The following is a 4113-nucleotide window of genomic DNA, read 5'->3' on the forward strand; positions in this document are numbered from 1 at the left end:
GAAGGCCAATACAGCTCGCCGCGCGATATGGCGTTGATCGGCCAGGCGCTGATCCGTGACGTGCCCGATGAGTACGCGGTTTACCGTGAAAAAGATTTCACCTTTAACAACATCAAGCAGACCAACCGTAACGGTTTGCTGTGGGATACCAGCCTGAACGTGGATGGCATCAAAACCGGCCATACAGACGCAGCGGGTTACAACCTGGTCGCTTCTGCCACTGAAGGCCAGATGCGTTTGATCTCCGCAGTGATGGGCGGTCGTACTTATAAAGGCCGTGAAACCGAGAGCAAGAAATTGCTGACGTGGGGCTTCCGCTTCTTCGAAACCGTGGCACCGCTGAAAGCAGGCAAAGAGTTTGCGTCTGAGCCAGTTTGGTTCGGTGACAGCGATCGTGTTCAGCTGGGCGTGGAAAAAGATGCCTATCTGACCATCCCACGTGGCCGTATGAAAGACCTGAAAGCCAGCTATGTGCTGAACAACACTGAACTGCACGCACCGCTGCAGAAAAATCAGGTGGTGGGCAGCATCAACTTCCAGCTGGATGGCAAAACCGTTGAACAGCGTCCGCTGGTGGTGCTGAACGAAGTGAAAGAAGGTGGTTTCTTTGGCCGCATCATCGATTACATCAAACTGATGTTCCACCACTGGTTTGGCTAAGGCGCGCTTGAAAAAACGCCAATTTGCCCCCAAATAAGCTACTATCTTTGCTCCCGCCTCGGCGGGAGCATGTTTTTTTAAGCACCGGAGTCAATGTATGAAAACCAAATTGAATGAACTGCTCGAATTCCCTACGCCTTTCACCTACAAAGTGATGGGTTTGGCGCAACCGGAGCTGGTTGATCAAGTGGTTGAAGTGGTGCAGCGCCACGCGCCAGGCGACTACAAACCGGACGTTAAGCCAAGCAGCAAAGGCAACTATCACTCGGTTTCCATTACCATCATCGCCACCCACATTGAGCAGGTTGAAACCCTGTACGAAGAGCTGGGCAACATCGAAATCGTGCGGATGGTGCTGTAATTCTGGCGCTGGCAAAGTCCGCTTTGCCAGCGTTATACTCTGCCTTCCACTCTTTACCGGACCTCTGCTTTGTCAGCTAATACGCTTCTTGTTCGTCAACTCGGCCAGCGCGATTGGCAACCCATCTCCGATGCGATGCATCACTTTACCGATCAACGCGACAGCAACACCGCCGATGAAATCTGGCTGGTGGAACATCATCCAGTGTTTACCCAAGGTCAGGCAGGTAAAGCCGAACATTTGCTGATGCCGGGCGATATTCCGGTGGTACAAAGCGATCGCGGCGGCCAGGTCACCTATCACGGCCCCGGCCAACAGGTGATGTATGTGCTGATCGACGTGAAACGTCGCAAAATGGGCGTACGCGAGTTAGTGACGGCAATGGAAGAAACGGTGATCGCCACGCTGGCCGACTATAACATCCGCGCCCGTGCGCGACCGGATGCGCCAGGCGTGTACGTGGGCGATGACAAGATTTGCTCGCTGGGGCTGCGCATCCGTAAAGGCTGCTCGTTTCACGGACTGGCGCTAAATGTGGCGATGGATCTCGCGCCCTTCCTGCGCATCAATCCGTGCGGTTATGCCGGGATGCAGATGACGCAGCTCAGCCAGCTGCAGCCGGGCGTCACGCCCGCCGATGTGCGGCCGCGTCTGGTGCAGCATTTCGCCCGTTTAACCGGATTTACCCAACTGGAATGGCAAAGTGATGCCGCAGTCTGACCTTGACTGTACGTGCGCATTTACAAAATTGTAACTTTTGCACTGGCTAATCGGCTGCTTATGGGCAGACGAGATGATATAATTTTTGCCATATTTTCAAAAAAAGTTGAAAGCCTGGTTCTCAGTTTGAGTGAGGAAGCTTTCAAATCGCAATCCCGACCGGAACCTGCAGATTTATGAGTAAACCAATTCAGATGGAACGTGGCGTCAAGTATCGCGATGCCGACAAAATGGCGCTGATCCCGGTGAAAACCGTGATGGTTGAGCGTGAAGAAATTCTGCGTAAGCCGGAATGGATGAAGATCAAACTGCCTGCGGATTCTAGCCGCATTCAGGGCATCAAAGCCGCGATGCGTAAAAACGGTCTGCACTCAGTGTGTGAAGAAGCCTCCTGCCCTAACCTTGCAGAGTGTTTTAACCACGGCACCGCGACCTTTATGATCCTCGGCGCGATTTGTACCCGCCGCTGCCCATTCTGCGACGTGGCGCATGGCCGTCCGAATATGCCTGACGCTAACGAACCGCTGAAACTGGCACAAACCATCGCCGATATGGCGCTGCGTTACGTGGTGATTACGTCGGTTGACCGCGATGACCTGCGCGACGGCGGTGCTCAGCACTTTGCCGACTGCATCAGCGCGATTCGCGAAAAAAGCCCTACCATCAAAATTGAAACGCTGGTGCCGGACTTCCGTGGTCGTATGGATCGCGCCCTGGAAATTCTCACCGCAACGCCACCGGATGTGTTTAACCACAATCTGGAAAACGTGCCGCGCGTTTACCGCCAGGTCCGTCCGGGCGCCAACTACGATTGGTCACTGAAGCTGCTGGAGCGTTTCAAAGAAGCACATCCGGATATCCCGACCAAATCGGGTTTGATGGTGGGCCTCGGCGAAACCAATGCCGAGATCATTGAAGTGATGCGCGATCTGCGTCGCCACGGCGTCACCATGCTGACGCTGGGACAATATCTGCAGCCTAGCCGTCACCACTTGCCGGTACAGCGCTACGTTAGCCCGGCCGAGTTTGATGAGATGAAAGAAGAAGCGATGGCGATGGGCTTCACCCATGCTGCCTGCGGCCCGTTTGTGCGCTCGTCTTATCACGCCGATATGCAGGCTAAAGGCCTGGAAGTTAAGTAATATTCTTCGCGATTGCGTTCTTAATAGGGCGCAATCGCAAAAAACCCCTTAAAAGTCTTAATCCTCGTCTCAAATCTGTCGCTTTAACCGCTGAAGGCTTAAGAGCCTATTTCTTTTTTCTCAGTGTCATTTTTGAAGGTCAGATAATGCAAACATCCTTTCATATAGATGGACTCGATTTTCCTCGAGTACCCGATGTGTCAGGTCAATCCTCCGAAGCACCGCGTTATAGTGCATCAGGAGAGAGCCTGGAAGCGTTAAAAGCGCGTACCACGCCTATAGACATCACCAATCCCTATACGTCAGCACATGCCTCTTGTGCGAATGCATTTATTGCGACGGCTATCAGCATTGAACACCGCTTCGACGAGATACATTTGCAACTGCCCGCTGACGTTAAAGCGTCCGTGGCTGTAGCGTCATTAATCAACCATCAGAAGATGGGTGAGATTAATGTTGAGGAAATCTCGCAGCCCACTCTGCAGCCTACGATTGAGTTCGATGCCGAACCTCAATGGGACTTCGATATGCTAAGTGGGAGTTTCATTGCCCCACAGGCAGATCTATGGCGGCAGCAGCATCATGAGCCAATGATCAGCGAAGATATCTCCACTATGTTTGGGCATGACATAAACGAGCCTCAACAACTTCAGCAGATTGAATTCACTTCCTCAGTAATCAATGAAGTCACCATCGTTAGGGAATATCAGCAGGATGAAGATGGCATCACATTTGCTGGAGAAGCGCCTGCTGGATCGATGTTGCACTTCTATCTTGATGATGTGTTGGTAGGGAGTTCCGAGAGTGATAGTGAAGGCCACTGGCAATTTGATCTGCCTGCAAGCCTTCCCGCGACTCAACATATTTTCAGTGCAGTGCCCGTTAGCCCAACAGGCGTCATGGGCTATAAAGTCGATTTTTCTTTCATCATTGAATCAAAACTCGGCGCAATCCTTCTGCCGATTGATGAAACTGCGTTCGAGAAGAATGATTTAGAATTGATCGAACTTGTGACGTCGCCGGAAGAAACGCCTGTAACGCTATTGCCGCCAGTATTAACTGAAGAAAAGCTTGAGGGCTGGCGTACACATGATGGAATAAGCGTTTTTGAGCCAATACATCACCCCGATGTATTCGTAATAAATGAGCTGGAACACGCCAACATCTATTAAGGCAAAAAACAAAAACCAGACTGGCAACAGTCTGGTTTTTTATCAACGTAATAAATAT

Annotated in this window: 4 protein-coding genes and 1 pseudogene; all 5 read left to right on the forward strand. The window is 51.7% G+C overall.

Features of this window, described 5'->3' with window-relative positions; all coding sequences use genetic code 11:
- Nucleotides 1–660: pseudogene (locus RTY00_RS21110) on the forward strand (serine-type D-Ala-D-Ala carboxypeptidase); the annotation flags it as partial.
- A 97-nt stretch (nucleotides 661–757) separates the two neighbouring features.
- Nucleotides 758–1021, forward strand: a complete 264-nt coding sequence (ybeD, locus tag RTY00_RS21115; protein WP_008103691.1) for a DUF493 family protein YbeD — start codon at nucleotides 758–760, stop codon at nucleotides 1019–1021.
- A 69-nt stretch (nucleotides 1022–1090) separates the two neighbouring features.
- The gene (lipB, locus tag RTY00_RS21120; RefSeq protein WP_312666022.1) at nucleotides 1091–1741 is read left to right on the forward strand and encodes a lipoyl(octanoyl) transferase LipB; all 651 of its coding nucleotides are present in this window, start codon (nucleotides 1091–1093) and stop codon (nucleotides 1739–1741) included.
- A gap of 176 nt (nucleotides 1742–1917) precedes the next feature.
- On the forward strand, nucleotides 1918–2883 hold the full coding sequence (gene lipA / locus RTY00_RS21125; protein WP_101763255.1) for a lipoyl synthase: 966 nt from the start codon (nucleotides 1918–1920) through the stop codon (nucleotides 2881–2883).
- Between the two features lie 146 nt (nucleotides 2884–3029).
- Nucleotides 3030–4055 (forward strand): hypothetical protein, encoded by a 1026-nt coding sequence (locus RTY00_RS21130; RefSeq protein ID WP_312666024.1) that lies wholly within the window; start codon nucleotides 3030–3032, stop codon nucleotides 4053–4055.
- Nucleotides 4056–4113: the final 58 nt, after the last annotated feature.

Source organism: Pantoea sp. CTOTU49201 (genome assembly GCF_032054795.1).
In the GTDB taxonomy this organism is placed as follows: Bacteria; Pseudomonadota; Gammaproteobacteria; order Enterobacterales; family Enterobacteriaceae; genus Pantoea; species Pantoea symbiotica.

Bases quoted from the DNA above. Each gene is read 5' to 3' on its own strand.
- lipA (WP_101763255.1), top strand. From the start codon at position 1,918: ATGAGTAAACCAATTCAGATGGAACGTGGCGTCAAGTATCGCGATGCC.
- RTY00_RS21130 (WP_312666024.1), top strand. From the start codon at position 3,030: ATGCAAACATCCTTTCATATAGATGGACTCGATTTTCCTCGAGTACCC.
- ybeD (WP_008103691.1), top strand. From the start codon at position 758: ATGAAAACCAAATTGAATGAACTGCTCGAATTCCCTACGCCTTTCACC.